Below are 26,735 nucleotides of genomic sequence, written 5' to 3'. Positions count from 1 at the left end.
ATGGCAAGAGAATATGATTTAGTCATCGTTGGCGGCGGTACTGGTGGATATGTTGCTGCTATTCGAGCATCACAACTAGGTTTAAAAACTGCACTTGTTGAAAAAGAAAATCTTGGTGGTACTTGTTTGCACAAAGGATGTATTCCTAGTAAAGCTCTTTTACGTAGTGCGGAAGTATACGCAACTGCTAAAAAAAGCGAAGAGTTCGGAGTTATTGCAAGTAATGTAGAACTAAACTTTGCGAAAGTGCAAGAGCGTAAAGAGAAGATTGTAACGCAACTTCATAAAGGTGTTCAACACTTAATGAAACAAGGTAAAATTGATGTGTTTGAAGGTATCGGCCGTATTCTTGGCCCATCTATTTTCTCTCCAATGCCAGGGACAATTTCAGTTGAACTTGCAAGTGGAGAAGAGAATGAAATGTTAATTCCAAAAAATGTACTTGTTGCAACAGGTTCTCGTCCGAATTCATTACCAGGTTTAGAATTAGACGGAGAGTATGTAATGTCTTCCGATCATGCTCTAAAAATGGAAACGCTTCCTAGCTCAGTTATTATCGTTGGTGGCGGTGTAATCGGTATTGAGTGGGCATCTATGCTTGCTGACTTCGGTGTAGAAGTTACAGTATTAGAGTATGCGAAAACGATATTACCACTAGAAGATCAGGACGTTTCAAAAGAAATGCAACGTCTATTCAAGAAAAAAGGTATTAAAGTGGTAACTGGTGCAAAAGTATTACCAGAAACATTGGTAAAAGATAATGGAGTAACAATTCAAGCTGAACATAACGGTGAGAATAAAGAATTTAAAGCAGAAAAAATGCTTGTATCTGTAGGAAGACAAGCCAATACGCAAAATATTGGTTTAGAGAATACGGATATCGTTGTGGAAAAAGGATACATTCAAACAAATGAGTTTTATCAAACGAAAGAATCTCATATTTACGCAATTGGAGATGTAATCGGTGGCTTACAACTTGCTCACGTTGCTTCTCATGAAGGAATTGTTGCAGTAGAACATATTGCTGGTAAAGAAGTTACACCAATTGATTACTCTATGGTATCAAAATGCGTATATAGCAGTCCGGAAGTTGCTTCTGTCGGTTTAACAGAACAAGAAGCGAAAGAAAAAGGCTATAAGCTAAAAGTAGGTAAGTTCTCATTCCGTGCAATCGGAAAAGCACTTGTATACGGCGAATCAGATGGTTTCGTAAAACTTGTAGTTGATGAAGAAACAAATGATATTCTTGGTGTTCATATGATTGGACCACATGTAACAGATATGATTTCTGAAGCTGGTCTTGCAAGAGTACTTGATGCAACACCGTGGGAAGTAGCACATACAATTCATCCGCATCCATCATTATCTGAGGCGATTGGTGAAGCAGCATTAGCTGTAGATGGAAAAGCGTTACACGCATAAAAATGTGGATTTAGGAGGTTATGAAAAATGGCAGAAGTAAAAGAAAAGCGCCATGAAGAGCTTGGCTTAAGTGATGAGCAAGTATTAGAAATGTTCCGTACGATGTTACTTGCACGTAAAATCGACGAACGTATGTGGTTATTAAACCGTGCGGGTAAAATTCCATTCGTAATTTCTTGTCAAGGACAAGAGGCTGCACAAGTTGGAGCAGCATTCGCTCTTGATAGAGAGAAAGATTATGCATTACCATACTACCGTGATATGGGTGTTGTACTAGCGTTCGGTATGACAGCTAAAGAGCTTATGTTGTCTGCTTTCGCGAAAGCTGGAGATCCAAACTCTGGTGGTCGTCAAATGCCTGGTCACTTCGGTCAAAAGAAAAATCGTATTGTGACAGGATCATCTCCAGTAACAACGCAAGTACCACATGCAGTTGGTATTGCATTAGCTGGAAAAATGGAAAAGAAAGATTTAGTAACGTTCGTTACATTTGGAGAAGGTTCTTCAAACCAAGGTGACTTCCATGAAGGGGCAAACTTTGCTGGTGTACACAAACTACCTGTTATTTTCATGTGTGAAAATAATAAATACGCAATCTCTATTCCAGTTGAAAAACAATTAGCATGTAAAAACGTATCAGACCGTGCAATTGGTTACGGTATGCCTGGATATACAATAGACGGAAACGATCCACTTGCAGTATATAAAGCTGTAAAAGAGGCAGCAGACCGCGGCCGTCGTGGTGAAGGCCCAACTTTAATTGAAACAGTATCATATCGTTTAACAGCACATTCTAGTGACGACGATGATCGTGTTTATCGTGATAAAGAAGAAGTAGAAGAAGCAAAGAAAAAAGATTCAATTATAACATTTGCAGCTTATTTAAAAGAAGCTGGCGTGTTAACTGAGGAATTTGAAAAACAAATGTTAGACGAAATTATGCATATCGTAAATGAAGCAACAGAATATGCAGAAAATGCTCCGTATGCAGCACCTGAAGATGCATTGAAGCACGTATACGCAGAATAGGGGGGAACGTTTCATGGCTGTAATGTCTTATATTGATGCTATTACATTAGCAATGCGCGAAGAAATGGAACGCGATGAGAAAGTATTTGTTTTAGGTGAAGATGTTGGTAAAAAAGGTGGCGTATTTAAAGCGACACACGGATTATATGATCAATTTGGTGAAGATCGTGCGCTTGATGCACCGCTTGCAGAATCTGCAATTGCTGGGGTAGCAATTGGTGCGGCAATGTATGGTATGCGTCCAATAGCTGAAATGCAGTTTGCCGATTTCATCATGCCAGCAGTAAACCAAATTGTTTCTGAGGCAGCAAAAATTCGTTATCGTTCTAATAACGATTGGACTTGTCCAGTTACAATTCGTGCGCCATTTGGCGGCGGTGTTCACGGTGCATTGTATCATTCGCAATCTGTGGAAGCGATGTTTGCGAACCAACCAGGTTTGAAAATTGTTATTCCTTCTACACCATATGATGCAAAAGGTTTATTAAAAGCAGCAATTCGTGATGAAGATCCAGTATTATTCTTTGAGCATAAGCGTGCATATCGCTTAATTAAAGGTGAAGTGCCAGAGGATGATTACGTATTACCAATCGGAAAAGCAGATGTAAAACGCGAAGGTGATGATATTACTGTTATCACGTACGGATTATGTGTTCACTTTGCTCTTCAAGCAGCTGAAAAGTTAGCGCAAGATGGCATCTCTGCACATGTTCTTGATTTACGTACTGTATATCCATTAGATAAAGAAGCAATCATTGAAGCAGCTTCTAAAACAGGTAAAGTTCTTCTTGTAACAGAAGACAATAAAGAAGGAAGTATTATAAGTGAAGTGGCAGCAATTATTGCTGAAAACTGTCTGTTTGATTTAGATGCGCCAATCGCACGTCTTGCAGGTCCAGACGTTCCAGCAATGCCATATGCACCAACAATGGAAAAATTCTTTATGGTAAATCCAGATAAAGTTGAAAAAGCAATGCGTGAACTTGCGGAATTTTAATCGGGGGGACTATACATGGCTGTAGAAAATATCACAATGCCTCAGCTCGGGGAGAGCGTTACAGAGGGTACAATTAGTAAATGGCTCGTTAATGTTGGCGATCATGTAAACAAGTATGATCCACTTGCAGAAGTAATGACTGATAAAGTAAATGCTGAAGTACCATCTTCTTTCACTGGTATTGTGAAAGAATTAATTGCTGGTGAAGGTGAGACGTTAGCTGTAGGTGAAGTAGTTTGTGTTATTCAAGTAGAAGGCGCAGATGAAGTAGCAGCGACAGCTGTTGAGGAAAAAACAAAAGAAGAACCAAAGTCAGAAGTAGCTACGTCTGAAAAAGCACCGAAAGCAAAACAACCAACTGATGGAAAACCACGTTTTTCACCAGCTGTTTTAAAACTTGCAGGTGAGCATAATGTTGATTTAGATTTAGTAGAAGGTACGGGAGCAAATGGCCGTATCACTCGTAAAGATATTTTAAAGCTAGTGGAATCTGGAAATATTCCGCAAGCAGGTGCGAAGAAAGAGGAAGCGGTAGCAGCAGTAGTAGAAGCGCGTCCAGAAGCACCAAAAGCAGCGCCAGTAGCACAAAAAGTAGAAGCTGCAAAACCAGTTTCTGTACCAACAATGCCTGGCGATATCGAAATTCCAGTAACAGGTGTGCGTAAAGCAATTGCAGCGAACATGTTACGTAGTAAACACGAAGCACCACATGCTTGGATGATGATTGAAGTAGATGTGACAAACCTTGTGTCATACCGTAATTCAATTAAAGGTGATTTCAAAAAGCGCGAAGGCTTTAATTTAACGTTCTTTGCTTTCTTCGTAAAAGCAGTAGCGCAAGCGTTAAAAGAGTATCCTCAAATCAATTCAATGTGGGCTGGCGATAAGATCGTTCAGAAGAAAGATATTAACCTTTCTATCGCTGTTGCAACAGAGGACGAACTATTTGTACCAGTAATTAAACACGCGGATGAGAAGACGATTAAAGGTATCGCTCGTGAAATTACAGAGCTTGCAGGAAAAGTACGTACGAAATCGTTAAAAGCGGACGAAATGCAAGGTGGAACATTTACAATTAATAACACAGGATCATTTGGTTCTGTTCAATCTATGGGGATTATTAATTACCCACAAGCGGCTATTTTACAAGTTGAATCGATTGTAAAACGCCCAGTAATTATGGATAATGGTATGTTCGGTGCTCGCGACATGGTTAACTTATGTTTATCACTTGATCACCGTGTACTAGATGGCTTAATTTGTGGTAAGTTCTTAGGACGTGTAAAAGAAATTTTAGAAAATACGTCAGAAAATAATACATCTGTATATTAATAAAAAGCTCGCTTATGCGAGCTTTTTATCATCTTATTTCTTCATCTACATCCTACTATATGTATAATATCTTCCCCAGTAATCTTACAATGAACGATTATGTATTAGGAATTTATGAAAATACATTGCTGATATATGGTATATGGATATAAAATAAGAAAAGAATAATTTTTTTGGCAAATCTTACTGACGAAACTGTAGTATAATATATTGTATTGTATGAAAAAGAGAGTTATTCTATATAAGTGTTTTATAGATAATGTGTAATCAGTCGTCAAAACATGAAGAATGTTGACTCCTGGTTTTTTATTTTGCTGTAACAATGTTTCAGGAGGATGTCATGAAAAGAAGTACCGAGTTTCTAAAAAGTTTAGATGTAAAATTAATATTAATTTTGTTAGCATTATGTGTTACGAGTATAGCTGCTATATATAGCAGTCAGCAAACTGGCCAATATGGAGAGGCAAACTTTGCGATGAAACAGGGTTTGAACTACATAATTGGAGTTGTATTGTTATTGCTTGTTGCAAGCATCGACTTAGATCAATTACAAAAATTGTCTTGGCCACTTTATATCGTTGGATTTGGTTCACTTATTCTTTTGAAAATACTACCGGTTTCCACTTTCACACCTGAAAAATTAGGTGCAAAAAGATGGTTTGTATTTCCGTTAGTTGGACAAATTCAACCATCTGAGTTTTTCAAAATTTCATTGCTTCTCGTAGTAGCAAGTATAGCAGTGAAACATAATGCACAGTATATGGCAAGGACATTCCAAACGGATTTACAATTAGTAGGTAAAATTGTGTTAGTATCCCTCCCGCCTATGGCTGTTGTATATAGCCAACCGGATACAGGGATGGTGTTCTTATATGCTGCTGCAATTGCATGTATTTTATTTATGTCAGGTATTCAGAAGAAATTGATAGCGTTATGTACAGTTATTCCAGTCACCATATTATCGGCGTTAATATTTATTTACGTAAGGTATGAGGATTTCTTCTTTAATAAGTTAGTTACGTTACTAAAACCTCACCAACAATCACGTATTTTAGGTTGGTTAGATCCATTTGAACATACAGATCAAGGTTATCAAACACAGCAATCGATTTTAGCTGTAGGTAGTGGCGGTATGGAAGGAAAAGGATTTGGCGAAGGGAACGTCTATATCCCTGAGAAGCATACTGACTTTATTTTCGCTACAATTGCCGAAGAAGGTGGATTTATCGTAGCAGCGTTAGTTGTATTCTTATTCCTATTACTACTATATCGAACAATTATTATCGGTTATTCTGCTGATAATTTATTCGGTACATTATTATGTGCTGGATCAATTGGGATATTAACGGTTCAAATATTCCAAAACATCGGTATGATCGTTGGATTAATGCCTGTAAAAGGGATTGCATTACCGTTCTTATCATATGGGGGGAGTTCCTTGTTCTCGAATATGATTATGATGGGTCTCATATTATCCGTACGAAAAACGTATAAAAAGTATATGTTTTCCGTCAAGTAAGAAAAGCTGATTCGTTTAAAAACGAATCAGCTTTTTTACATATATGCTCTTAAACGTTGCAAACTAAAGCAAAGTAGCAGTTTGAGATGGGTAAGGAGTGCAAAGTGATGCATATGCATATTTTTGAAGGGGCACGGCATCTTTCTAATAGTGAATGGGTTATTCGGGCTATTATAGCATACATATTTTTAATATTAGTTGCGAAAGCGATGGGGCAAAGGTCCATCGCGCAACTTCGTTTTTTAGATGTTGTATTAGTGTTATTGCTTGGTGGGAATATTTCTAACGCATTATCTGATGAAAAAGTGGGATTATTCGGCTCGATGAGTACAACGTTCATACTCGTTGTACTTCACATTATAAGCTCAGTCTTAATGTTGAAATGGGATAGATGGAGACGCTTTTTAGAGCCAGCACCTATTATTCTTATACACAATGGTTCCATTGATTTTAGCAATTTGAAAAAAGCGAGAATTACGGTGGAATATTTATTTTCGGAACTTCGCATGCGAAATGTGAGCGATATTCAAACGATTAGATTAGCATTATGGGAAGCGAATGGTGTTGTTTCTATATTTCGGTATCCAGAATATGAAGCAGTTTCGCGGCTTGATCTGAAAGTGGCGGGAAAAAAATCTCCAGTTTCTTTTGTATTAGTAAAGGATGGGAGGATTCAGCAAGATGTTCTAGCTTTAGTAGGAAAAACAGAAGAGTGGGCGAGAGAATTTCTAGAGAAGAGTGCAGAAGTCGAATCCATTATGTTAGCTACAGTAGATGAAGCTCATAAAATAAATATTTTGTTAAAAAAATGAAAAATATACGCATTTTGTCGTTTCATACATATGATACAATAGTGTGGACAACGAAAAAGGAGGGATACGATGGGATATGTAGAGGAGTTACGAAAAGTAGTTGGTCATCGCCCTTTAATTTTAGTTGGTGCTGTTGTACTCGTTATAAATGAAAATGGATATGTATTATTACAGCAAAGAACAGAGCCTTACGGAAAATGGGGGCTACCTGGCGGATTAATGGAGCTTGGCGAATCACCAGAAGAAACAGCTTGCCGTGAAGTATATGAAGAGACAGGAATAAAAGTGAAGAACTTACGATTAATTAATGTATTTTCTGGAGCGAACTATTTTACAAAATTAGCAAATGGTGATGAATTTCAATCCGTAACGACAGCCTATTATACCGAGGAATATGAAGGGGAGTTTGTTATGAATAAAGAAGAAGCGGTTCAGCTTACATTCTTCCCACTAACAGAACTACCTGACTATATTGTAGGATCGCATAAAAAAATGATTGCTGAATATATGAAAATTATGGAAAAAAAGATGTAATAATAGTGAAAGAAATACAAAAACACAGTTCTGGTTGGTAGTCCAGACGCATGATTTCATGTCAGTAACCTTCCCCTCCGGGATGTCCCGTATTTCTAATTTTTTTAAAGGAGGGGCTGTCAATGGATTTGACAGTATATTACGATGGCCAATTTTTTGTTGGAATCATTACATGTAAAGAAACAGGGAAATTGTATGGAGCAAGGCATATTTTTGGAACGGAGCCGTCAGACGAAGAAGTACTTATATTTGTGAATGGTCCAATGTTAGCATATTTCCAGCACGTTGCAAAATGCGGTGTGGAAGTGAAAGAAAAACAGCGTCCCAAAAATATAAAACGTATCATACGACAAGCGGCAAAAGAAGTAAATGTAAAACGTTTTACTAAGGCACAAGAGGCAATTAGCTTATCTTATGAACTGCATAAACAAGAAAAGAAAGTGCAGTCTAAAGAGAAGCGAGAAGCTGAAAAACAAAGAAGACGTTTAATTAAAGTACAAAAAGCAAAGCAAAAGCATCGTGGCCATTAAAAAAAAGGTGTTAGAGCAAGGGCTCTAACACCTTTTCTATGCCTAAATACAAGTAAACTTACTTGTATTTCATAAACATTAACTGGTAAGATACAAATAGATAGTTTTAGAGGAGGGAAAAGATTGATTAATTTTAACTTTTTTATGAATGATGTTGTCCGCCAAGCACGTGAAGAGATTGTCTCTGCTGGATATACAGAATTGACGACGCCGGAAGCAGTAGAAGAAGCGTTTAAAAGAAATGGAACAACACTTGTAATGGTAAACTCTGTATGTGGTTGTGCAGGTGGTATTGCTCGTCCTGCTGCTGCGCATTCCGTACATTATGATAAACGTCCTAACCATCTTGTAACGGTGTTTGCAGGTCAAGATAAAGAAGCAACAGCAAAAGCTCGTGAATATTTCGAAGGATATCCACCTTCTTCTCCATCATTCGCTTTATTAAAAGATGGAAAAATTGTAACGATGGTAGAACGTCATGAAATTGAAGGTCATGAACCAATGCAAGTTATTGCAAAACTACAATCTTATTTCGAAGAGAATTGTGAAGAACTATAAAGTGAAACTTTAATCAGTGGGGGTGGTTTATCCCCACCGATTATCAGCCCTCACCAATCGGGCTTTTACGGGCAGTTGATCCCCATCTAACTTCTTTGTTTTTGCTAAATGTTGAGATGGAGTCTTACTGCCCGTTAAAGCGGGATAAAAATAAGCAAAAAGGCGGTACGTCCACAATCAAGTGGATGTACCGCCTTTTTTATTTAGTATTAAAATTTATGGGACATGCATAGTCATGTTATTTTATGCATTATTTTATACATATTAAACATTGTTAATAGTGTTTTTTAATCTATTTTTATTTTATATATTGCATAAAAATTAAAGTGCTGATACAATACAAACATCGAATAAATATTCTATTAAACTTTTAAATATACATCATTAGGGGGAAGAAAGATGAAGAAGTTATTATCAATATCGTTTGCACTTATTTTAATTGTAAGTATGTTCAGCGCATGTAGTAATGGGGAAGAAAAAGCTACTGGAAAAAATAAAAAAGTACTGGTTATGGGGACTTCAGCAGATTATAAACCATATGAATACGTAGAAGCTTCAAAAAGTGATGAAATTATCGGCTTTGATGTTGATGTTGCTAAATATATCGGAAAAGAACTTGGTTATGAAGTGAAAGTGAAAGATATGGATTTTGGTGGTTTATTAGCATCTCTTAGCTCAGGAAAAGTTGATTTCGTAATGGCAGGTATGACGCCAACGGCAGAGCGTAAAAATAATGTTGATTTCACAGATATTTATTTTGTTGCAAAAAACATGGTCGTTTCTAAAAAGGATTCTAACATTAAATCTGTAGAGGATTTAAAAGGAAAAAAAGTAGGAGTACAAACAGGATCTATTCAAGAAGAGAAAGCAGCAGAATTTAAAAAACAAGTAGATTTCAAAGTTGAGGGACGTGACCGTATACCAGAAATCGTACAAGAAATTAAAGCTGGTCGTTTTGACGCTGCAATTATAGAAGACACAGTTGCTAAAAATTATTTAGAAAAAATGAAAGAATTACAAGGAATTGAAATTAAAGAAGCACCAGAAGAAGTAGGAGCAGCAATTGCCCTTCCGAAAAACAGTGATAAAACAGCAGAATTTAATAAAGTAATTAAAAAAATGCAAGAAAATGGAGAAATGGATAAATTAGTGAAGAAATGGTTTGGCAGCGAGAAGTAAGCTGCCTTTCACTTTTCTGTGAGGGGAATGAAAAGAATGAACTTAGATTTTTCGGCGATTACGCCTTCGATACCATATATACTAAAAGGCCTAGAAGTTACTTTGAAAATTGTAGCAGTATCAGCGTTAGTTGGGTTTATTTTAGGAACGTTATTAGCACTTTGCAAAATTGCTAGAATACGAGCATTAAATATAGCGGCAGATTTTTATACATCAATTTTCCGTGGTACACCACTTGTATTGCAATTAATGATTATTTATTTCGGTGTCCCGCAAATAATTGGTTATGAAATACCAGCATTCGTAGCAGCTGTATTAGCATTTAGCTTAAATTCAGGTGCATATATGTCAGAGGTAATTCGTGCCGGCATTCAAGCGGTTGATAAAGGACAAACAGAAGCAGCGATGGCTTTAGGGATTCCTTACGGGAAAATGATGCGAAATATCATTTTCCCTCAAGCATTAAAAAATATATTACCAGCGCTTGTGAACGAGTTTGCGACACTTACGAAAGAATCGGCTGTAGTAACAGTAATAGGAGCGACCGATTTAATGCGCCGTGCTTACATTGTAGGCGGTGAGACGTTTAAATATCTTGAACCATTACTTTTTGTTGGACTAATTTATTATATGCTAGTCATTATTCTTACATTAGTCGGGAAGGCAATTGAAGGGAGAATGAAGAAAAGTGATTAAAATTGAAAACCTTCATAAATCATTTGGAAAAAACGAAGTATTAAAAGGGATTACAACAACGATTGAAAAAGGGGAAGTAGTAGCAATTATTGGACCGTCTGGATCAGGGAAATCAACATTTTTACGTTGTATGAATGTGCTAGAAGCACCGACAAATGGTCACATTTGGATTGGAACGGAAGAAGTAACGAATCCGAAAACGAATATTATGCACGTTCGTGAAAATGTCGGAATGGTATTTCAGCATTTTCACCTATTTCCTCATATGACTGTATTAGAAAATATTACGTATGCTCCTATCAATGTAAAAGGAGTAACGAAACAAGAAGCTGACAAGAAAGCCGAGAAACTTTTAGAAAAGGTCGGTTTATTAAATAAAAAAGATACGTATCCCAATCGTCTTTCTGGAGGACAAAAGCAACGTGTAGCAATTGCGAGAGCGTTAGCGATGGAACCAGAAGTTATGTTATTTGATGAACCAACATCAGCACTAGATCCAGAGATGGTAAAAGAAGTGTTAGAAGTTATGAAATCATTAGTTACGACAGGAATGACAATGGTGATTGTTACACATGAAATGGGATTTGCAAAAGAAGTAGCAGATCGTGTTCTCTTTTTAGATGGTGGAAAGCTTGTAGAAGATAGTGCGCCAGCAGAATTTTTTGTAGCACCGAAAAGTGAACGTGCGCAACAATTTTTACAAAAAATATTGTAATATGTAAAGGTTGCGTGAATAATAAGAAGAAAAGGATGACATTGTGTCATCCTTTTTTTATACTAACTGTAAATACGTTTATACATATAGGAGCAGTGCTATGTTCAAAATTGGATACCGTACAGTAAAAACAGCAATAGGGACAGGCGCAGCAGTTTTTATTGCGCAGTTATTAGGATTAGAATTTTATAGTTCAGCGGGCATTTTAGTTATATTATGTGTACAAAATACGAAACGTAAATCACTTCAAGTGTCGTTACATCGTTTTTTAGCTTGTGTATTATCAATGGTATTCGCTTTTTGTATTTTTGAAACAATTGGATATACACCACTTGCAATTAGTATATTATTACTTACATTTATTCCGACTGCAGTTATGCTTAAAATTCAAGAAGGTATTGTCACAAGTTCAGTTATTGTGATGCATCTATATTCATTGAAACAAATTACATGGCTTATTGTTGGGAATGAAATTGCGATATTAACGATAGGAATTAGCGTGGCTTTATTAGTGAATATGTATATGCCAAGTAGTGAAAATAAGCTAAAAGAGTATCAGGATACAATAGAAAGTAATTTTAAAACAATTTTGTTTGAAATGGTCGTGTATTTACGAAACAGAGAAAGTAGCTGGAGCGGGGCAGAACTTATTGAAACTGAAAATATGCTAAATGAAGCAAGGGATTTATCGTTTAAGAAACTTGAGAATGCATTTATGCGAGAAGATGGCTATTATTATCGTTATTTTAATATGCGCATGCAACAATTCGAAATTTTAGAACGGATGATACCATTAGCAGCTTCTTTATCATGGACATATGAACAAGCTGATATGATTGCGGATGTGGTTGAAAACATTGGAAATGCTATTAGCCCTGAGAGTACTGGGGTTATTTCCTTAAGACAGCTTCAAGAAATGAGAGAATTATTTAGAGACATGCCATTGCCCGTTACACGTGAAGAATTTGAGATACGTGCGAAGCTTGTTCAACTTGTGTATGAAATGGAACAATATTTACTCATTAAAAGCCGTTTTAAGGGAAAGGATAATATAAAAGAACTTATATAGAAGGTAGGAATTATTATGCCGTATCTTCTCTCTTTCATATTATGTCTTTCTTTATCGCCTATTTGGCCTCTTGGTGACAATCCACGTGCCGGAGATCCTTTTATTATTGTAAATAAAGCGACGAATAAACTAGCTTATATTGACGATGGAAAGATTCAAAAGGTTTTTCCAGTAGCGACAGGGAAGACAAATGAATTAACTCCAGAGGGAACTTTTGATGTTGTAATGAAAGCGAAGGATCCGTATTATATTGCGAAGGATATTCCAGGTGGGTCACCGAAAAATCCACTTGGGTCAAGGTGGATTGGATTTAATGCAAGAGGAACTGATGGAAGTAAATATGGAATACATGGAACAAACCAACCTAGTTCAATTGGAAAGTATATTTCACAAGGATGTATAAGAATGAAGAAAAACGATGTGGAGTATTTATTTGACCGCATTCCAATTGGAACGAAAGTATGGATTGTGAAGTCGAAAAAATCATTTCAGCAATTGGCAAAACAAAAAGGAGCCATTGCATATGAAAAAGCCAACGAAAAGGTTGGCTTTTTCATATGCAATAAGTTGTCTTGACATGTGTACATAACCATGAGTTAATGAGAGTATAGAAAGATAAAGTGAAACTTTAATCAGTGGGATGTTTTTTACCCGCGGATTATCAGCCCTCACCAATCGGGATAAAAAATTAGATAAAGGGGTTGCTCATATGTACTTGAATCCAAAAATTTCGTATATGCAATTTTTTATGGGATTTCTATTTGTTATTACATTCATATTGGCAACTTTTAATATATGTTCTTATCTTGTAGCAATTGTATGTATGGCATTACTCAATCTTACTTTTGTTATTGGAGCATTTCAGCAGAAACAATATACAAGTTTTATAACAGCACTTGTAATGTCATTTTCCTTTAGTATTGTAGCGATTGTGCTTTATATAAAATAAACCATCTCGATATCGAGATGGTTTATTTTATTATGTTATGTGTAAAAAGTAAAAAAAGGACGAATACATCGTCCTTTTTACCAAAACATACTTGCGCCAGCAAGTAATGTTGTTACAAGCATAGAAATTAGCATTACATAAATCATAACTTTTTGAGCTTTTTTATGCATCGTTAAACCTCCTTGCAAATCAGTACAATATCATTGTAACGAGAAATGATATTGTGGACAAGGGGAGAGAAGTGACAAAATTCGAGAAGTGCATGTAAAGTATAACAGGAAATTTGTATGTATGTAGAGAATATATAATTAATGATAGAGTATAAGTTTTTTGTTATGCAAGCTGAAGAATGGAGATACGATGATGAAAATATATGAAACAAATCGTTTACATTTAAGGGAAATTAATGAGTCGTATGCTGAAAAAGTTCTTCAATATTACGACAGGAATCGTGAATTTTTAAAAGCTTGGGAAGAGTATAGACCGGATGATTTTTTTACGTTAGATTATCAGAAGAAAAAGTTACAAAAGGATAGAAAAGAGTTTGCAGAAGGTAAAATCATCAGGCTTTGGATTTTTAAAAAGGGTGATGATACGAAAATAATTGGATGTATTTCATTTAATTTAATTGTTCGCGGAATTTATCAATCTTGTGTACTCGGCTATAAATTAGATAAGGCAGAGTTAAACAAAGGTTATACGACAGAAGCGCTTAGAAAAGCGATTCAAGTTGCTTTTGAGGAATTTCAGTTACATCGTATAGAAGCACCGATTATGCCACGAAATTTAGCATCTATACAAGTCGTGACGAAGATAGGCTTTCAATATGAGGGCGTGTCTAGGAAAATGTTAATGGTAAATGGAGTATGGGAAGATCATATGCGCTGGGTATTGTTAAATGAGTAATAGAAAGCAGATGGTTATCTAGACATATAAACCGTCTGTTTTTTGTCTTGTATTTCGAAACTTTTGCGAAATTCTGTTATAATTAATAGTGTTACATACATAATGGTAGTGCAGGAGGCGCAGTCTTATGATTAATCAAGAACGTTTAGTAAATGAATTTATGGAATTAGTACAAGTAGATTCTGAAACGAAATTTGAAGCAGAAATTTGCAAAGTATTAACAAAGAAGTTTACAGATTTAGGTGTAGAAGTATTTGAAGATGACACAATGGCTGTTACTGGGCATGGTGCAGGTAATTTAATTTGTACATTACCAGCAACAAAAGATGGCGTTGATACAATTTACTTTACTTCTCATATGGATACAGTAGTTCCTGGTAATGGAATTAAGCCTTCTATTAAAGATGGATATATCGTATCAGATGGTACTACGATTTTAGGTGCGGATGATAAAGCAGGATTAGCATCCATGTTCGAAGCAATCCGTGTTTTAAAAGAGAAAAATATCCCTCATGGTACAATTGAATTTATTATTACAGTTGGAGAAGAATCTGGTCTTGTTGGTGCAAAAGCATTAGATCGTGAGCGCATTACAGCGAAATACGGTTATGCATTAGATAGCGATGGAAAAGTTGGTGAAATCGTTGTTGCAGCTCCAACACAAGCGAAAGTGAATGCGATTATTCGTGGGAAAACAGCTCATGCTGGTGTAGCACCAGAAAAAGGTGTATCTGCAATTACTATCGCAGCGAAAGCAATTGCGAAGATGCCACTTGGTCGTATTGATTCTGAAACAACTGCAAATATTGGACGTTTTGAAGGTGGTACACAAACAAATATCGTTTGCGATCATGTACAAATCTTTGCAGAAGCGCGTTCTTTAATCAATGAAAAAATGGAAGCACAAGTTGCAAAAATGAAAGAAGCATTTGAAACAACTGCAAAAGAAATGGGTGGTCATGCAGACGTTGAAGTAAACGTTATGTACCCAGGATTTAAATTTGCTGAGGGCGATCACGTTGTAGAAGTTGCAAAACGTGCAGCTGAAAAAATTGGTCGTACACCTTCTCTTCACCAAAGTGGTGGCGGAAGTGATGCAAATGTAATTGCAGGACATGGTATTCCAACAGTTAACTTAGCGGTTGGTTATGAAGAAATTCATACAACAAACGAAAAGATTCCTGTTGAAGAATTAGCAAAAACAGCAGAATTAGTTATAGCAATTATTGAAGAAGTAGCGAAGTAATGTAATAGAAAAAGCGTGTAAATCACAATTGATTTACACGCTTTTTATTTTGATTCGATTACTTTTACAAGCCGGATCAGCCAATACAAGAAAATCCATGGCAATATATAAGTTGTTGCTATATGTACTAGACGAGGGAAGAATCCAAATGTATTAAAGTTGAAAATAGGAAGTAGTAAATAATTAATGGCTATGATTAATATAATCACAAGGAACGTATAGTTGAGTTTATTAGTTGACTTCATCACAATCACCCCTTTTTACAATTATATCTATTTTATGTAAATTATATCGAATATATAAAGGGAAAAGAACAAGTAATTATTATAACTATTATGCAAAATTTGATATAATGAAAGAACGAACGTTCTGATTAGGGAGTGAGTACTATGCGAGAAATGTATCCGAAAAATGGTCGTGTTATTTTGCATGTAGATATGAATTGTTTTTTCGCATCTGTTGAAATTGCTCATGACCCATCATTACAAGGGAAGCCGTTAGCAGTTGCTGGAAATGAAAAAGAAAGAAAAGGAATTATTATAACATGTAGTTATGAGGCAAGAGACTATGGAATACGTACAACGATGCCTCTTTGGGAAGCAAAAAGGTTATGCCCGCAATTAGTTGTAATGCGTCCTAATTTTACATTATATCGTGAAGCTTCATTTCAAATGTTTCAAATCCTTTCCCGTTTTACGGAAAAAATACAACCAGTCTCTATAGATGAGGGGTATTTAGATATTACAGATTGCTACGCACTCGGTTCACCTCTTGAAATAGCAAAGATGATTCAGCAGGTGTTATTAACAGAGTTACAGCTTCCGTGTAGCATCGGAATTGCTCCTAACCTTTTCCTAGCAAAAACAGCTTCTGATATGAAAAAGCCTCTCGGTATTACCGTGCTTCGAAAACGAGATATTCCAGAAATGATTTGGCCACTTCCAGTTGAAGCGATGCATGGAATTGGAGAAAAAACAGCTGAAAAATTAAATGATATTCATATACAAACAATTGAGCAGTTAGCAAAAGGGAACGAACATATCATTCGCGCTAAAATTGGAAAGCATGGTGTTGATTTACAAAGGCGGGCAAAAGGTATGGATGATAGGGAAGTTGACCCGAGTCAAATGGGACAACATAAAAGTGTCGGTAATTCGATGACTTTTTCAAAGGATATGGATGAAGAGAAAGAATTACTTGATATGTTAGAACGGCTATCAAAATCAGTGAGTAAAAGATTACAAAAGCGAACTCTTGTCAGCTATAATATTCAAATTATGATTAAATATCATGATAGGCGGACAGTAACGCGGAGTAAGCAATTGAAAAATGCGATTTGGGAAGAACGAGATATTTTTCAGGCAGCATCTCGTTTATGGAAGCAACATTGGGACGGTGATTCCGTTCGTTTACTAGGTGTTACAGCTACTGAAATAGAGTGGAAGACAGAATCGGTGAAACAATTAGATTTGTTTTCATTTGAAGAAGATGCGAAAGAAGAGCCGCTACTTGCTGTCATCGATCAAATTAATGATAAGTATGGAATGCCGATTTTACAACGAGGTAGTCAATTATTACGTAAGCAAGAAAAGTCTTTTCAGCAAAAATTAGAAAATAAGTTTATGTAGAAGGTGTCATGACGTAGTAAATATCATGACACCTTTTATTTTTACAATTAACTATGAAATTTTTTACTATAAAGTTTTTATAGAAAATAAATTGTTTCTTTTGCACTACAAGCAAAGGAATTATTAAATAAATTAAGTGAAAGGATAAATTTAGATGAGTTTGATAGAAGTATGTATAAAGATCTTGGGGCGGAATATGACGATTTGCTAAATAAGTATAAATAAAAAAGCACTGTAACCAGTGCTTTTTTATGATAGATTAAGAGATTGTAACATTTTCAAAAATAACAATTTCTGAACTGTTTGTTGTTGAAACGCGTTGTGCGTAATATGTTAAAGCTGAAGAAATATATGTTGGTAATGAATCATTTGTATGTGTTGTTGTATATTCATGGATTAATTCTTTCAAAGTCGTCCATTCTAATTGTGCTGGGTGATCAGACACGAAAGAACTTACCCAGCGATCAAATGAAGATGAAAAATCAGTTTGTAAACGAAATGCTTCTTTCATAATAAAACGCTCCCTTAAAATGTAGTATAATCATTTTAACATAAAACACGAACGATTACTAAGTTTTTTGAGTATAACGTTCGTGATATATAGTTGTCTAGATGATTGGTTATGTAAATTCGATTTGCCATTTGAAATAACATTCCGTAAGATGAAAGGTAGATTATATAAAGAGCTGGAGGAAAGAAAGTGGAATTTGTATTTTTAGGAACTGGTGCAGGTGTTCCTTCGAAAGGAAGGAACGTTTCGGCAATTGCTTTACAATTGTTAGAAGAACGAGGACAGACTTGGTTATTTGATTGTGGCGAGGCGACGCAACATCAAATATTACATACATCAGTACGCCCACGCCGCATTGAAAAAATATTTATTACGCATTTACATGGTGATCATATTTTTGGCTTGCCTGGTTTATTAGGAAGCCGTTCATTTCAAGGAGGGACTACACCTTTAACAGTGTATGGACCAAAAGGAATTAAACAATTTATTGAAGTGGCATTATCAGTAAGTACGACACATGTAAAATATCCACTTGAAATTGTGGAGATAACAGAAGAAGGTACTGTATTTGAAGATAATGAATTTCACGTGGAAACGAAAAGATTGTCACATGGTATTGAATGTTTTGGGTATCGTATTGTAGAGAAAGATATACAAGGTGCTCTTTTAGTCGATAAATTGCTGGAGATGGGGGTGAAACCTGGCCCGCTCTTTAAACGTTTAAAAGATGGAGAAGTAGTTGAATTAGAAAATGGTACGATACTAAATGGAAAAGACTTTATTGGTCCACCTCAAAAGGGAAGAATTATTACCATTTTAGGTGATACAAGATATTGTGAAGCGAGTAGAGAGCTGGCACAAGACGCTGACGTACTTGTTCATGAAGCCACTTTTGCAGCAGAAGATGAACAACAAGCGTATGATTATTTTCATTCTACATCTAAGCAAGCTGCGAGTATTGCACTTCAGGCAAATGCAAAAAGATTAATATTGACTCATATTAGTTCTCGTTATCAAGGAGATACATATAAGGAATTATGGAAAGAGGCAAGAGAGCTATTTTCTAATACAGAAATAGCTACGGATTTGAAATCATTTCCAGTAGATAGATAATAATGGTGTGAAAAAATGGTGACGAATGGTTGCCATTTTTTTATTTCTAAAAAAATTTAAAATAAAACTGTTATCATTTTATGTTTATATTGGATGAAACAGAAAGTTTTAATGATGTGAAGAGATAGGATAAAAATACATAGTACCGATTGTTTAGAAAAACTGTTATATAAGTCAGATGACATACGAGTGGTACAAATAGCAAAAATGGATCGTTATTCAGAACTTTTAAAATTTATTAAAAGTAAGCGTTTTATTAAAAACAAGCTATAATGAGGGCAGATTATAATTTATTGTAGGCTACATGCGTTTTAGCCATTTGTCGTAACAAGTGGAGTTGACTAAATCGTGAGAGGGAAACATGAGAATTATAAATAAGAAGGATATTACTATTATTTGTACTAAGTCTTTTTTCACTTTTTAGCTTTAAAGCACTAAAAGGTATGAAAGCAATGGGAGTTTCACTTGTTTATCCGACATTAACGGGCAGTAAAACTCCCACCTCAAAATTCGGCTGGGGTAAAGAAGTTAGGTGGGAGATCAACTGCCCGTAAACGTCCGATTGGTTCAACTAATAATCAGTGGGGGATGAACAAAACCCCCACTGATTATAGGTTCACTTTATGCTATGCTTGTAAGGGGTTCTGTGTTAAACTTTGGATTGCCACCAGACTTTATTCTGGATTAGCTTATATTATTTTTAAATGAAGGTAATGCTAAGTTTCTTATTTATTGTGATAATTGGTATTATTTCAGGATATATTGTTTCACTGTTATTCAAAAACTATCCAATTCGTATAGCGTAACAAATTCGTCGTACAACTGGAAAAGCAACCGATTCGGTAGCTTAATAGAATAGTAAAAAATTTTTGCATAGAGGTTTAGGGGGAGTTATGATGAAGTATCGCTCAGTATTTGATATTATTGGTCCAGTTATGATTGGTCCATCAAGTTCACATACAGCAGGCGCAGCAAGAATGGGGCAAGTTGCTCGCCAGCTGTTTCGTCATGAACCAGAAAGAGTAAGCATTTCATTATATGGATCATTTGCAAAGACGTATCGAGGGCATGGTACGGATGTAGCATTGATCGGTGGAATATTAGGGTTTGAAACAGATGACTTACGTATTCCAGAGGCGCTAGACATAGCAAAAGAGCGCAAAATCGAAGTAGAATTCATTGAAGAAGATGCAAATGCACCTCACCCAAATACAGCGAGAATTCGTTTGTATAAAGGTGAAGAAGAAATTGAAGTTGTTGCTTGCTCAATTGGTGGCGGTAAAATTGAAGTTGTAGAATTAAACGGATTCGATCTTCAATTAACAGGCACGAGTCCAGCACTACTTATTGTAAATAACGATCGCTTCGGTGCTATTGCAGCAGTAGCTTCAATCCTTGCGAAACATGAAATTAACATTAGTACAATGAGTGTTTCTCGTAAAGAAAAAGGAAGAAGAGCGCTTATGGTTATCGAAACAGATGAATTATTAGCAGATGAAGTGATTGAAGAAATAAACGCGCAACAAAATATTTGTCAAGTAACTATTATGGAATAATTGCAGGGGGGACACACCATGTTTCGGAACGCAGCGGAACTAGTGGCGCAAGCTAAAGAACAAAATGTAAAAATCGCAGAAATTATGATTCAATGTGAAATGAAAACAAGAAGTATTTCACGTGAAGAAGTAATTGCTGGTATGGAAAAGAACTTAGTCGTGATGGAGCAAGCAGTAGAACGTGGTATTCGCGGAGTGAAATCACCAACTGGTTTAACTGGCGGAGATGCTGTAAAAGTTCAGGCGTATAAGAATAGCGGAAAAGGATTATCTGGAGATACGATTTTGGACGCGGTGAGTAAAGCTGTTGCAACAAATGAAGTAAACGCAGCGATGGGAATTATTTGTGCAACACCAACAGCAGGGTCTGCTGGAACAGTGCCAGGTGTACTGTTTGCACTGCAAGAAAAGTTACAGCCGACACGCGAAGAGATGATCGAATTTTTATTTACAGCAGGAGCTTTCGGTATGGTTGTTGCGAATAATGCTTGTATTTCCGGTGCGGCAGGAGGTTGCCAAGCTGAAGTAGGTTCAGCAAGTGGAATGGCAGCAGCAGCAGCAGTTGAGATGGCTGGTGGAACACAAGATCAAGCAGCTACAGCGATGGCGATTTCATTAAAGAATATGCTTGGTTTAGTATGTGATCCTGTTGCAGGGCTTGTAGAAGTACCTTGTGTAAAACGTAATGCAGCAGGAGCTGCGAATGCGATGATTTCAGCTGATTTAGCATTAGCTGGCGTAACGAGTACAATTCCATGTGATGAAGTGATTGAGGCGATGTTTAGAATCGGACAAACGATGCCAGTAGCACTTCGTGAAACAGCTGAAGGTGGACTTGCAGCAACACCAACTGGTCGCCGTCTGCAAGAAGAGATTTTTGGGAAGACTAATAACTAAACAATATATGTTAATAAAAAAATGGAGCTCAAGTAAGATTGAGCTCCATTTTTTATTTTTCTTTTGTTAGTTGTTCTAATGTTTTCCCAAGATTATGTGATCGTTGTGTAGCCTGTGTAATACAAGAAATAAGTGCTTGTTGAAATTTATGTTCTTGTAATACTTCAATGCCTGCTTCGGTCGTTCCGCCAGGAGAAGTAATTTCCTTTCGCAAAACAGAAGGGTGTTTTTCACTTGCTTTTAGCATTTCAGCAGCACCAATCATCGTCTGAAGAATGAGTGACTTTGCAACATCTTCTTTTAAACCAATTGTTTTTGCGGCTTCTTCCATCGCTTCCACTACGTAATAAATATAAGCAGGCCCACTTCCAGATAATGCAGTGACAGCATGCATATCTTCTTCCTCTACAACAGAGACGAGACCGATTGTTTCAAATAAAGCTATGGCAGTCTGAATATGTTCCGCTGTTGCATGTTTTGAAGGCGAGATAGCAGTAGCTGATTTTAAAATAGCTGCAGATGTATTTGGCATCGCACGAATAATCGGAACATCTTTTTGAAGTAGGTTTCTAATCGAGTGAGTAGAAACACCTGCTAATAAGGAAATAATAAGCAGGTTATTATGTATATATTCTTTAAAAGGAGTAAGCGCTTCTGCAACATCCTTTGGTTTCATTGCTAGAAAAAGAATAGTTGTATCAGTGAGTAGCTCTTTTTTATTATGCGTACCTTTGACGCCATATTTTTTATGTAGCTCCTGCAATCTTGTCTCGTTAGAACGATTACTTACGGTAATTTGTTCGCCTTTCACAACATTTGCATGTAACAAGCCACCAATAATAGCTTCAGCAATAGAGCCTGCACCGAGAAAGGAAATGTTTTGAATAGACATGATGTTCCTCCTTTAAATTTGGTTAGAAATTCTTATAAATGTACATACATTCGTTTTTTTATAGGAAACACCTCTTTTTATCTGAAAATAATGACAAATATATATAGAAGTTGTAAACTGAAGAAGTATTCATTTTTGAACCGGAAAGAGACAGGGGGGCTAAGCATGACGGCGATTCACCGAATGGAGATTCCTGTGCCATTTGCAGTTGAAACTGTGAATGTGTTTTTAGTTGAGGGGGAGACATTAACATTAATTGATACAGGGACGAATACAGAAGAGGCAAGAAGTGCGTTAGAAAGGCAATTGGGTACATTAGGATATGCGATAGAAGATATTAAAACAGTAGTCATTACGCATCATCATGCGGATCATTGTGGGCTTTTAAATATATTTTCTGAGAAAACGAACATTATTGGACATCCTTGGAATGAGCCTTGGATCACGCAAAATCCAGAATTTTTAAAGCGGTATCATGAGTTTTTTAGAGAGACAGCTTTGCAATTTGGTGTTCCAGCGGCATTTTTGAAAGACGAGGCGTTATTGACGACGAAGACACTTAAATATTCTTGTAATAGATCGTTAACGCATACTGTGAGAGAGGGAGATCGTATTGATTCTTTACCTGGGTTTACAGTAATCGAAACACCAGGTCATGCTTCCACTCATATTTCATTATATAGAGAATCTGATGGAATATTAATTGGCGGGGATGCTCTCATTAGCCATATTTCTTCGAATCCCATATTAGAACCACCATATGAAGGACAAACAGAAAGGGCGCGCCCGTTATTACAATATAATCAAACGTTAAAGCGTTTAAGTGAAATGAATATTTCGCGCATTTTATCAGGACATGGAGAAGATGTTCTAAATGTGAAACAACTTATTGAAACGAGATTACAAAAGCAAGAAACACGTGCGTTTAAAGTGCTTGAGTTATTAAAGGAAAAACCAATGACAGCATTTGAAGTATGTGTAAAACTATTTCCGGTATTATATAAGGAGCAATTGCCGCTTACTATTTCAGAAACTGTTGGACAATTAGACTTTTTAGCATATAATCAACAAGTGATGATTGATGAATCTTCGCAACAATTGATTTATTATGCAAAGTAGGTGACAGCAATGACGGGACGTTTACAAGATAAAGTAATCGTCATTACAGGTGCTTCTAGTGGAATTGGAGAGCAAGTTGCAATGCAAGTTGCAGAGCAGGGGGCGACTCCAGTATTAATGGCTAGAACAGAAGAGAAATTAAAAGCGTTAGCAGAGAAAATTAAAGAAACTTATAATACGCCTTGCTATTATTATGTATTAGACGTAAGTGAAGAGATGGAAGTACAATCTGTTTTTTCAAAGGTATTACAAGAAGTGGGACGTATTGATATATTAGTAAACAATGCGGGATTTGGTATTTTTAAAACATTTGAAGATGCGTCAATGGATGAAGTGAAAGATATGTTCCAAGTAAATGTATTTGGATTAGTAGCTTGTACGAAAGCGGTACTACCCTATATGGTGAAAAGGAACGAAGGACATATTATTAATATTGCTTCACTTGCTGGGAAAATTGCAACTCCAAAATCGAGTGCGTATGCAGCGACGAAACATGCAGTATTAGGATTTACGAATAGTTTACGCATGGAGTTGTCTAGTACAAATATTTTCGTAACAGCGATTAATCCAGGTCCGATAGATACAAACTTTTTTGAAATAGCGGATCAATCCGGTACATATGTGAAAAATATGGGACGGTACATGTTAAAACCAACATATGTAGCAGAGCAAATCGTAAAATCGATGCAAACGAAAAAGCGTGAAGTAAACTTACCGAAGTGGATGGGCATTGGTCCGAAACTTTATGTACTATTCCCAGGTTTATTTGAGCGTATTGCAGGTAAATCATTAAGTAAAAAATAGGAGATTTCCATATGGAAATCTCCTATTTTTTTATTTTCCAGTCACATAATCGTAAACGATATCCTCAACTGCCTCGTATACATCAATTTCAGTATTTGAATGAATTATCGTTTGAATATGTTTAATTAGCATTTCCTGATCCTCATTTGACATAGGATTACATTGATATTGCTGAAAACTTTTTATAATCATTTTCTCAATTAATTTTGCATGCATGTTTTCCCCACCTGTATGTACGTATGTATTGTTTTATTGTACTTGAAGTGAAATATAAAAACTACTATGCACTATTTTTGTATAAAAATTCGGTTGTGTATATTGTTTTTCTAGTAAAATTAAGTTTTGTAAGTTTATAAAATTAATAAATATTTAATTGACTCTATAAATATACAATATTATAATCATACTTAATTTAAAGAATTGATATGAGGAGGAGCATATGAAAGTCGCGATTATTGGAGCAACTGGGTATGGAGGTATTGAGTTAATTCGGTTATTAGAGCAACATCCATATTTTTCGATAGCATCTCTCCATTCTTTTTCACAAGTTGGCGAGTGTATAACAAATGTATATCCGCATCTTCGAAATATTCTTGTTCATACGTTACAAGAAATTAATGCGGAGGAAATAGAGAAGGAAGCAGAAATTGTATTTTTAGCAACTCCAGCAGGAGTATCAGCAGAGTTAACTCCAAAATTATTAGCAGTAGGTTTAAAAGTAATTGATCTATCTGGAGACTTTCGTATGAAAGATCCTTTCATATATGAACAGTGGTATAAAAGGGCAGCTGCAAAAGAAGAAGTTCTTAGTGAAGCTGTATATGGGTTAAGTGAATGGAAAAAGTCCGAGATTCAAAATGCAAATTTAATTGCAAACCCAGGATGTTTTGCTACAGCTTCGTTATTAGCGATATTGCCGTTAGTACGTAGCGGCATGATTGAAGAAGATTCAATTATTATCGATGCAAAATCAGGAGTATCTGGAGCAGGCAAAACACCAACAACGATGACTCACTTTCCAGAGTTATACGATAACTTGCGTATTTATAAAGTAAATGAGCATCAACACGTTCCTGAGATTGAGCAAATGCTTGCAGAGTGGGATAGGGAAACGAAGCCAATCACGTTTAGTACACATTTAATACCGATATCACGAGGGATTATGGTTACACTGTATGCGAAAGTAAAACGAGAAATGGAAATAGAGCAACTTCAAAAGTTATATGAAGAAACGTATGAACAATCGGCTTTTATTCGAATTCGCACGCAAGGAGAGTTTCCAAGTCCGAAAGAAGTGAGAGGCTCAAATTATTGTGATATGGGGATAGCTTACGATGAAAGAACAGGAAGAGTGACAGTCGTTTCTGTTATAGACAATATGATGAAAGGTGCGGCTGGGCAAGCGATTCAAAATGCAAATATAGTAGCGGGACTAGAAGAAACAACAGGTTTACAACATATGCCGCTTTATCTATAAGGGGGACATGATGATTAAAGTAGCGTCTATTATAAAAGTAGAAAATGGTTCGATTGTAACTCCGAAAGGTTTCTCGGCAATTGGTACTGCAATTGGTTTGAAAAAGGAGAAAAAGGATTTAGGAGCAATCGTTTGTGATGTACCGGCATCATGTGCTGCTGTTTATACAACTAATCAAATACAAGCAGCCCCCTTGCAAGTAACGAAAGACAGTATAGCAGCTGAGGGGAAATTACAAGCGATTATCGTCAATAGTGGAAATGCAAATGCTTGTACAGGAATGAAAGGATTACAAGATGCCTACGAGATGCGTGCATTAGGGGCGGAATATTTTGGAGTGAAAGAAAATTACGTTGCAGTAGCTTCGACTGGTGTAATTGGTGTTCCTTTACCGATGGATATAATTCGAAAGGGAGTTGTAACTCTTATACCGACGAAGGAAGAAAGTGAAGCGCGTTCTTTTTCTGAAGCGATTTTAACGACGGATCTTATAACGAAAGAAACTTGCTATGAAATGATTATTGATGGGAAAAAAGTGACGATTGCTGGTGTTGCTAAAGGTTCAGGAATGATTCATCCGAATATGGCAACGATGCTGAGTTTTATTACGACAGACGCTCATATAGAACATGATGTATTGCAAATAGCATTATCACAAATAACGAATCATACATTTAATCAAATTACGGTGGATGGAGATACTTCTACGAATGATATGGTCATCGTTATGGCAAGTGGATTATCAGAAACGAAACCAATCAATATGGAACATACAGACTGGGAAGCTTTCGTATTTGCTTTACAGAAGGTATGTGAAGATTTAGCAAAAAAAATTGCACAAGATGGTGAAGGTGCTACGAAGTTAATAGAAGTAAATGTGCTAGGCGCGAAAGCGAGTGAAGAGGCAAAGAAAATTGCAAAGCAAATAATTGGTTCAAGTCTTGTAAAAACCGCAATACACGGTGAAGACCCAAATTGGGGGCGAATTATTAGCAGTATTGGACAAAGTGAAGTAGCGATTAATCCAAATACAATTGATATTACTCTTCAATCTATCGTTGTGCTGAAAAATAGTGAACCTCAAATGTTTTCTGAAGAGGAAATGAAAAAGAAATTACAAGAACATGAAATTATGATTGATGTGTATTTACATTTAGGAGAAGAGACTGGATCAGCTTGGGGCTGTGACTTAAGCTATGAATATGTGAAAATAAACGCTTGTTATCGTACATAAGGAGAGGGAAG

General features: G+C 36.2%; 30 protein-coding genes. 25 read left to right on the top strand and 5 right to left on the bottom strand.

Features of this window, described 5'->3' with window-relative positions:
* The 15 genes from lpdA (at position 1) to JDS82_RS02350 (ending at position 13,341) form a co-directional block, all read left to right on the top strand.
* Complete coding sequence (lpdA, locus tag JDS82_RS02420) at positions 1 to 1,422, top strand: dihydrolipoyl dehydrogenase (RefSeq protein WP_048562342.1); 1,422 nt, start codon at positions 1 to 3, stop codon at positions 1,420 to 1,422.
* A gap of 27 nt (positions 1,423 to 1,449) precedes the next feature.
* Positions 1,450 to 2,451, top strand: a complete 1,002-nt coding sequence (gene bfmBAA, locus JDS82_RS02415) for a 3-methyl-2-oxobutanoate dehydrogenase subunit alpha (protein WP_000852549.1) — start codon at positions 1,450 to 1,452, stop codon at positions 2,449 to 2,451.
* Between the two features lie 13 nt (positions 2,452 to 2,464).
* Complete coding sequence (bfmBAB, locus tag JDS82_RS02410; RefSeq protein ID WP_000290073.1) at positions 2,465 to 3,448, top strand: 3-methyl-2-oxobutanoate dehydrogenase subunit beta; 984 nt, start codon at positions 2,465 to 2,467, stop codon at positions 3,446 to 3,448.
* Between the two features lie 15 nt (positions 3,449 to 3,463).
* On the top strand, positions 3,464 to 4,780 hold the full coding sequence (locus tag JDS82_RS02405) for a dihydrolipoamide acetyltransferase family protein (RefSeq protein ID WP_000257677.1): 1,317 nt from the start codon (positions 3,464 to 3,466) through the stop codon (positions 4,778 to 4,780).
* Positions 4,781 to 5,120: 340 nt separating this feature from the next.
* The gene (locus tag JDS82_RS02400) at positions 5,121 to 6,299 is read left to right on the top strand and encodes an FtsW/RodA/SpoVE family cell cycle protein (RefSeq protein WP_000831201.1); all 1,179 of its coding nucleotides are present in this window, start codon (positions 5,121 to 5,123) and stop codon (positions 6,297 to 6,299) included.
* A gap of 107 nt (positions 6,300 to 6,406) precedes the next feature.
* On the top strand, positions 6,407 to 7,111 hold the full coding sequence (locus JDS82_RS02395; RefSeq protein ID WP_199712544.1) for a DUF421 domain-containing protein: 705 nt from the start codon (positions 6,407 to 6,409) through the stop codon (positions 7,109 to 7,111).
* A gap of 69 nt (positions 7,112 to 7,180) precedes the next feature.
* The gene (locus tag JDS82_RS02390) at positions 7,181 to 7,645 is read left to right on the top strand and encodes an NUDIX hydrolase (protein WP_199712543.1); all 465 of its coding nucleotides are present in this window, start codon (positions 7,181 to 7,183) and stop codon (positions 7,643 to 7,645) included.
* 122 nt (positions 7,646 to 7,767) lie between these two features.
* Positions 7,768 to 8,175, top strand: coding sequence for a YjdF family protein (locus JDS82_RS02385; protein WP_002107745.1), 408 nt, complete (start codon positions 7,768 to 7,770; stop codon positions 8,173 to 8,175).
* 144 nt (positions 8,176 to 8,319) lie between these two features.
* Positions 8,320 to 8,733 (top strand): BrxA/BrxB family bacilliredoxin, encoded by a 414-nt coding sequence (locus JDS82_RS02380; RefSeq protein WP_002003484.1) that lies wholly within the window; start codon positions 8,320 to 8,322, stop codon positions 8,731 to 8,733.
* 399 nt (positions 8,734 to 9,132) lie between these two features.
* Positions 9,133 to 9,912: a transporter substrate-binding domain-containing protein gene (locus JDS82_RS02375; protein ID WP_000735474.1), complete on the top strand. Its 780-nt coding sequence runs from the start codon at positions 9,133 to 9,135 to the stop codon at positions 9,910 to 9,912.
* A gap of 36 nt (positions 9,913 to 9,948) precedes the next feature.
* The gene (locus JDS82_RS02370; protein WP_001046922.1) at positions 9,949 to 10,608 is read left to right on the top strand and encodes an amino acid ABC transporter permease; all 660 of its coding nucleotides are present in this window, start codon (positions 9,949 to 9,951) and stop codon (positions 10,606 to 10,608) included.
* Entirely contained in the window at positions 10,601 to 11,323 is a 723-nt protein-coding gene (locus JDS82_RS02365; RefSeq protein ID WP_000590215.1) for an amino acid ABC transporter ATP-binding protein, read from the top strand. The genes JDS82_RS02370 and JDS82_RS02365 overlap by 8 nt, the downstream gene beginning before the upstream one ends.
* Before the next feature lie 100 nt (positions 11,324 to 11,423).
* A complete protein-coding gene (locus JDS82_RS02360; RefSeq protein ID WP_000472675.1) occupies positions 11,424 to 12,392 on the top strand; it encodes an aromatic acid exporter family protein in 969 nt (322 codons plus the stop codon).
* Positions 12,393 to 12,407: 15 nt separating this feature from the next.
* Positions 12,408 to 12,968, top strand: coding sequence for a L,D-transpeptidase (locus JDS82_RS02355; RefSeq protein WP_120341528.1), 561 nt, complete (start codon positions 12,408 to 12,410; stop codon positions 12,966 to 12,968).
* Positions 12,969 to 13,101: 133 nt separating this feature from the next.
* Positions 13,102 to 13,341: a DUF3894 domain-containing protein gene (locus JDS82_RS02350; RefSeq protein WP_000281162.1), complete on the top strand. Its 240-nt coding sequence runs from the start codon at positions 13,102 to 13,104 to the stop codon at positions 13,339 to 13,341.
* A gap of 77 nt (positions 13,342 to 13,418) precedes the next feature.
* Here JDS82_RS02350 and prli42 read toward each other — a convergent pair whose 3' ends face one another.
* Positions 13,419 to 13,511 carry a stressosome-associated protein Prli42 gene (prli42, locus tag JDS82_RS02345; protein WP_000549038.1) on the bottom strand — a complete coding sequence of 31 codons (93 nt, stop codon included), beginning with the start codon at positions 13,509 to 13,511 and terminating at the stop codon, positions 13,419 to 13,421.
* A 190-nt stretch (positions 13,512 to 13,701) separates the two neighbouring features.
* Here prli42 and JDS82_RS02340 point away from each other — a divergent pair, with 190 nt between their 5' ends.
* Positions 13,702 to 14,247, top strand: coding sequence for a GNAT family N-acetyltransferase (locus JDS82_RS02340; RefSeq protein ID WP_199712542.1), 546 nt, complete (start codon positions 13,702 to 13,704; stop codon positions 14,245 to 14,247).
* A 127-nt stretch (positions 14,248 to 14,374) separates the two neighbouring features.
* Positions 14,375 to 15,493 (top strand): tripeptidase T, encoded by a 1,119-nt coding sequence (locus JDS82_RS02335; RefSeq protein ID WP_000609809.1) that lies wholly within the window; start codon positions 14,375 to 14,377, stop codon positions 15,491 to 15,493.
* Positions 15,494 to 15,537: 44 nt separating this feature from the next.
* On the opposite strand, the gene JDS82_RS02330 is transcribed toward JDS82_RS02335, so the two are convergent.
* Complete coding sequence (locus JDS82_RS02330) at positions 15,538 to 15,738, bottom strand: hypothetical protein (RefSeq protein WP_071743122.1); 201 nt, start codon at positions 15,736 to 15,738, stop codon at positions 15,538 to 15,540.
* A gap of 144 nt (positions 15,739 to 15,882) precedes the next feature.
* On the opposite strand from JDS82_RS02330, the gene JDS82_RS02325 reads away from it, so the two are divergent.
* Entirely contained in the window at positions 15,883 to 17,121 is a 1,239-nt protein-coding gene (locus JDS82_RS02325; protein ID WP_001208849.1) for a DNA polymerase IV, read from the top strand.
* Positions 17,122 to 17,380: 259 nt separating this feature from the next.
* On the opposite strand, the gene JDS82_RS02320 is transcribed toward JDS82_RS02325, so the two are convergent.
* Positions 17,381 to 17,632 (bottom strand): DUF3932 family protein, encoded by a 252-nt coding sequence (locus JDS82_RS02320; protein ID WP_000656497.1) that lies wholly within the window; start codon positions 17,630 to 17,632, stop codon positions 17,381 to 17,383.
* Positions 17,633 to 17,821: 189 nt separating this feature from the next.
* Between JDS82_RS02320 and rnz the strand changes: the two genes are divergently transcribed.
* From rnz to sdaAA, 3 genes are all read left to right on the top strand, one after another.
* Positions 17,822 to 18,745 (top strand): ribonuclease Z, encoded by a 924-nt coding sequence (gene rnz / locus JDS82_RS02315; protein ID WP_000397451.1) that lies wholly within the window; start codon positions 17,822 to 17,824, stop codon positions 18,743 to 18,745.
* Between the two features lie 896 nt (positions 18,746 to 19,641).
* The gene (gene sdaAB / locus JDS82_RS02310; protein ID WP_000877441.1) at positions 19,642 to 20,301 is read left to right on the top strand and encodes an L-serine ammonia-lyase, iron-sulfur-dependent subunit beta; all 660 of its coding nucleotides are present in this window, start codon (positions 19,642 to 19,644) and stop codon (positions 20,299 to 20,301) included.
* 18 nt (positions 20,302 to 20,319) lie between these two features.
* Complete coding sequence (gene sdaAA / locus JDS82_RS02305) at positions 20,320 to 21,198, top strand: L-serine ammonia-lyase, iron-sulfur-dependent, subunit alpha (RefSeq protein ID WP_061672350.1); 879 nt, start codon at positions 20,320 to 20,322, stop codon at positions 21,196 to 21,198.
* A 52-nt stretch (positions 21,199 to 21,250) separates the two neighbouring features.
* Here sdaAA and proI read toward each other — a convergent pair whose 3' ends face one another.
* Entirely contained in the window at positions 21,251 to 22,090 is an 840-nt protein-coding gene (gene proI / locus JDS82_RS02300; protein ID WP_000027262.1) for a pyrroline-5-carboxylate reductase ProI, read from the bottom strand.
* A 165-nt stretch (positions 22,091 to 22,255) separates the two neighbouring features.
* Between proI and JDS82_RS02295 the strand changes: the two genes are divergently transcribed.
* Positions 22,256 to 23,209, top strand: coding sequence for an MBL fold metallo-hydrolase (locus JDS82_RS02295; RefSeq protein WP_000125142.1), 954 nt, complete (start codon positions 22,256 to 22,258; stop codon positions 23,207 to 23,209).
* Positions 23,210 to 23,218: 9 nt separating this feature from the next.
* The gene (locus tag JDS82_RS02290) at positions 23,219 to 24,013 is read left to right on the top strand and encodes an SDR family oxidoreductase (RefSeq protein WP_000147782.1); all 795 of its coding nucleotides are present in this window, start codon (positions 23,219 to 23,221) and stop codon (positions 24,011 to 24,013) included.
* A 30-nt stretch (positions 24,014 to 24,043) separates the two neighbouring features.
* Here the strand turns inward: JDS82_RS02290 and JDS82_RS02285 are convergent, their stop codons facing one another.
* Positions 24,044 to 24,229 (bottom strand): YqzH family protein, encoded by a 186-nt coding sequence (locus tag JDS82_RS02285; RefSeq protein WP_199712541.1) that lies wholly within the window; start codon positions 24,227 to 24,229, stop codon positions 24,044 to 24,046.
* Between the two features lie 223 nt (positions 24,230 to 24,452).
* Between JDS82_RS02285 and argC the strand changes: the two genes are divergently transcribed.
* Positions 24,453 to 25,490 (top strand): N-acetyl-gamma-glutamyl-phosphate reductase, encoded by a 1,038-nt coding sequence (gene argC / locus JDS82_RS02280; RefSeq protein WP_000861236.1) that lies wholly within the window; start codon positions 24,453 to 24,455, stop codon positions 25,488 to 25,490.
* 10 nt (positions 25,491 to 25,500) lie between these two features.
* Entirely contained in the window at positions 25,501 to 26,724 is a 1,224-nt protein-coding gene (argJ, locus tag JDS82_RS02275; RefSeq protein WP_199712540.1) for a bifunctional glutamate N-acetyltransferase/amino-acid acetyltransferase ArgJ, read from the top strand.
* The last annotated feature ends 11 nt before the right edge of the window (positions 26,725 to 26,735 follow it).

The organism is Bacillus cereus group sp. N14 (assembly GCF_016483555.1).
Taxonomy (GTDB): Bacteria; Bacillota; Bacilli; order Bacillales; family Bacillaceae_G; genus Bacillus_A; species Bacillus_A wiedmannii.
Note: the sequence above shows the minus strand (reverse complement) of the source record. Positions and strands in the feature narration are given on the sequence as shown.